Annotated in this window: 3 protein-coding genes; 2 read left to right on the top strand and 1 reads right to left on the bottom strand. The window is 70.6% G+C overall.

Going from position 1 to position 3,884, the window contains the following annotated elements:
- A partial coding sequence (dnaE, locus tag RIF68_RS30355) for a DNA polymerase III subunit alpha (protein WP_309054480.1) occupies positions 1–1,469 on the bottom strand: 1,469 nt, incomplete at its 3' end.
- A 167-nt stretch (positions 1,470–1,636) separates the two neighbouring features.
- Here dnaE and RIF68_RS30350 point away from each other — a divergent pair.
- Both RIF68_RS30350 and RIF68_RS30345 read left to right on the top strand, forming a co-directional pair.
- Entirely contained in the window at positions 1,637–2,974 is a 1,338-nt protein-coding gene (locus RIF68_RS30350) for a DUF2252 domain-containing protein (protein ID WP_309054479.1), read from the top strand.
- Between the two features lie 70 nt (positions 2,975–3,044).
- Positions 3,045–3,731, top strand: a complete 687-nt coding sequence (locus RIF68_RS30345) for a hypothetical protein (protein WP_309054481.1) — start codon at positions 3,045–3,047, stop codon at positions 3,729–3,731.
- The last annotated feature ends 153 nt before the right edge of the window (positions 3,732–3,884 follow it).

Below are 3,884 nucleotides of genomic sequence, written 5' to 3'. Positions count from 1 at the left end.
AGGTCGATGCCCTTGCCCAGGACGTCGGCGGGCATGGCCTTGGTGATGCGGTCGCCCATGGCGTACGGGTAGCCGAGGACGCGGGCCGAGTCCTTGATCGCGTTCTTGGCCTTGATCTTGCCGTAGGTGCCGATCATGGCGACCTTGTCGGCGCCGTACTTCTCGGTCACGTACCGGATCACCTCGACGCGCCGGCGCTCGTCGAAGTCGATGTCGACATCGGGCATCGAGATGCGCTCGGGGTTGAGGAAGCGCTCGAAGATCAGACCGTGCGGGATCGGGTCGAGGTCGGTGATGCCGAGGGCGTACGCGACGATGGAACCGGCCGCCGAGCCACGGCCGGGGCCGACGGCGATGCCCTGCTTCTTCGCCCACATGATGAAGTCGGCGACGACGAGGAAGTAGCCGGGGAAGCCCATCGAGATGATCGTGTCCATCTCGTACTCGACCTGCCGCATGCGGTCCTCGGGGATGCCGTCCGGGAAGCGGCGGTGCATGCCCCGCATGGTCTCCTCGCGGAACCAGCTGACCTCGGTGTAGCCCTCCGGGATGTCGAACTTGGGCATGAGGTTCTTGGCCTCGAACATGCCCTCGGTGGTGACCTGCTCCGCGACCAGGAGGGTGTTGCGGCAGCCCTCCTGCCAGGCGTCCGAGGAGTCGATGGCGTACATCTCCTCCGCGGACTTCAGGTAGTAGCCGGTGCCGTCGAACTTGAAGCGGTCCGGGTCGGAGAGGTTCTTGCCGGTCTGGATGCACAGCAGGGCGTCGTGGGCGGTGGCCTCGTGCGCGTAGGTGTAGTGCGAGTCGTTGGTGACCAGCGGCGGGATGCCGAGCTTCTTGCCGATCTCCAGGAGTCCGTCGCGGACCCGGCGCTCGATCTCGATGCCGTGGTCCATCAGCTCCAGGAAGTAGCGGTCCTTGCCGAAGATGTCCTGGTACTCGGAGGCGGACTTCAGGGCCTCGTCGAACTGGCCGAGGCGCAGCCGGGTCTGCAGCTCTCCGGAGGGGCAGCCGGTGGAGGCGATCAGGCCCTCCGACCACTGCGCGATGGTCTCCTTGTCCATCCGGGGCCACTTCTGCAGCCAGCCCTCCTTGTACGCGTCGGAGGAGAGCCGGAAGAGGTTGTGCAGTCCGGTGGCGTTCGCCGCCCAGATCGTCTTGTGGGTGTAACCGCCCGAACCGGAGACGTCGTCCTTCTTCTGGTGCGGCTGGCCCCACTGGATCTTCCGCTTGGTGCGGCGGGACTCCGGCGCGACATAGGCCTCGATGCCGATGATCGGCGTCACCCCGGCCTTCTTCGCGCTGTGGAAGAAGTCGTAGGCCCCGTGCAGGTTGCCGTGGTCGGACATGGCGATGTGCGTCATGCCCATCTCGTTGCACGCGTTGAACATGTCCTTCAGCCGCGCGGCACCGTCCAGCAGCGAGTACTGGGTGTGGACGTGCAGGTGCGTGAAGGGCGGCTTGGTCACGGCGGGAGGTCTCCGTAGCGGTCACGGGGGTGGCTGGGGGGGACCGTGGAAGTCTACGTCGCTCCGACCTCCGCGGGACGGGCACTCGGCGGTACGGTCGCGCGTTGGAACGCCTGGGGCGCGTGTCCCTTATGTCATGAACGGCTTTTTCCCAGGAGGCACCCTCGATGTCGGTCCCGCAGCCCACCGCGCAGGAGCGCGGTGAGCACATCCTCGCCGTCTTCGACACCGCCTTCGGCGCCCTGCTCGCCGCCGACCCGGCGGCCTTCCGCGTCAAGTTCCGGAAGATGGCCGGCTCCGCCTTCGCCTTCTACCGGGGCACGGCCTGCCTCTTCTACGCCGACCTGGAGGACGAGGCGCGCGGTGGCCCGTACCTGGACGAGCGGACCGGCCGGGTCTGGATCCACGGTGATCTCCACGCCGAGAACTTCGGCACCTACATGGACGCCAACGGCCGGCTGGTCTTCAACGTCAACGACTTCGACGAGGCCTATGTGGGGCCCTTCACCTGGGACCTGAAGCGGCTGTCCGCCTCCCTGGCACTCCTCGGTTACGCCAAGGCCCTCTCCGACGAGCAGATCACCCACCTGGTGCGGATCTTCGCCGCCGCCTACCGGGAGCGGATCCACGCCCTCGCCACCGGGGCCCGGCACGACGAGCTGCCGCCGTTCACGCTGGACACGGCCGAGGGCGCGTTGCTCGGCGCGCTGCGCGAGGCCCGGGCCATGACCCGGTTCGGGCTGCTGGAGTCGATGACGGAGATCCGCGAGTACGAGCGCAGGTTCGCGCCCGGCGGCGGCTCGATCGAGCTGGACGCGGCGACCCGCTACAAGGTCCTGGCGGCCTTCGACGGCTATCTGGAGACCCTGCCCGAGGCCTCGCTGGTCCGGCCCGACTCGTACCGGGTGAAGGACGTCGTCGGGCGGCGCGGGATCGGCATCGGCTCGGCCGGCCTGCCCTCGTACAACATCCTTCTGGAGGGGCACAGCGACGCCCTGGAGAACGATGTCGTGATCTATCTGAAGCAGGCCCAGACCCCGGCGGTCTCGCGGCACGTGAAGGACGCGGCGGTACGGGACTACTTCCTGCACGAGGGGCACCGGACCGTGATCTCGCAGCGGGCGCTGCAGGCGCACGCCGACCCCTGGCTGGGCTGGACGGAGATCGAGGAGGAGGGCCGGCGCACCGGGCAGCTGGTCGCGGAGGTCTCCCCCTACGCGGTGGACCTGGACTGGTCCGACATCGACGACCCGCAGGACATCGCGGCCACGGTGGCGGACCTCGGCCGGGCGACCGCGGCGATGCACGCGGCGGCGGACGACTCCAGCGGCCACTCGCTCGTGCCGTTCTCCACCGAGCGGGCGATCGACGCCGCCATCGCCGCCGACGAGGAGGGCTTCCCGGAGCTCCTGGTGGACTTCGCCCACGGCTACGGGGCGCGGGCGAGGGCCGACCACCAGATCTTCGTCGACCTCTTCCGCAACGGCCGGATACCGGGGCTGTAGGACGGCGGGCGGCCGTTCACAGCTTCCGTTTAGGGACGCCTTACGGACCGGCATGGCACACTCCACGACGATGGACATGGCAGGGACGCAGCTGAGGGCGCTGCGGGCGGCGTTCTTCACGGCACTGGCCGTGACGCTGTCCGTGGCGTCGCACGTGCTGCTCTCGGGCGTGCCGCTGCCGCTGGGGACGGTGGTCCCGGTCGCGGGCGGCGTCTACGCCGTGGCGTACGCGCTGGCCGGCCGGGAGCGCGGTTTCGGCCCGATCGCCGGGCTGCTGGTCCCGCTGGAGCTGGCGGCGGACACCCTCTTCACCAGCGGGCAGACCGTCTGTTACGGCCCCGCCGGCGGCCCGGTCGCCGGTTCGCTGCGCTCGGTGGGCGTGGAGGTCTTCTGCGGCGGAGCCGTCGGGGCGCCGCTGCCCGGCGTGGCGGCGCCCGGGAGCGCGGCGGCCGCGGGCCTGCTGACCTCGCCGAACCCGGCGCTGCCCTGGCTGCTGCTCGCCGCGCACGTGGGCGTGGGCCTCACCGCCGCCTGGTGGCTGCGCGGTGGGGAGCGGGCGCTGGTCCGGCTGCTCGGCGCGGTGGCGGCCGGCGCGTTCCGGCCGCTGCTGCTGGTGGCGGCCCTCTTCCGTACGGGCGGGCGGGCTCCGCTGCGGGCCGGGCGGCCCGCGGGTGCGGCCCGGTCCTCCCGCACCCGGCTTCTCGTGCACTCGGTGGGGCGGCGGGGGCCGCCGCTGCCGGGCCTCGCCCTCGTCTGAGCGAGCCCCGCGGCTCCCCCGTCCCCTTCCTCACCGTCCCACGGAGATCACGATCATGAGTGCACGCAACAGTCAGGCCAACAAGGCGGCCGCCCGCGAGCGGCTGCGCGTCGAGCGCGAGCGCCAGGCGAAGAAGGACCGGACCCGCCGGCA

This window comes from Streptomyces sp. (genome assembly GCF_031178505.1).
Lineage (GTDB): Bacteria > Actinomycetota > Actinomycetes > Streptomycetales > Streptomycetaceae > Streptomyces > Streptomyces gulbargensis.
Note: the sequence above shows the minus strand (reverse complement) of the source record. Positions and strands in the feature narration are given on the sequence as shown.

Coding starts and splice junctions, on each gene's coding strand:
- RIF68_RS30350 (WP_309054479.1), top strand. CDS start 1,637: ATGTCGGTCCCGCAGCCCACCGCGCAGGAGCGCGGTGAGCACATCCTC.
- RIF68_RS30345 (WP_309054481.1), top strand. CDS start 3,045: ATGGACATGGCAGGGACGCAGCTGAGGGCGCTGCGGGCGGCGTTCTTC.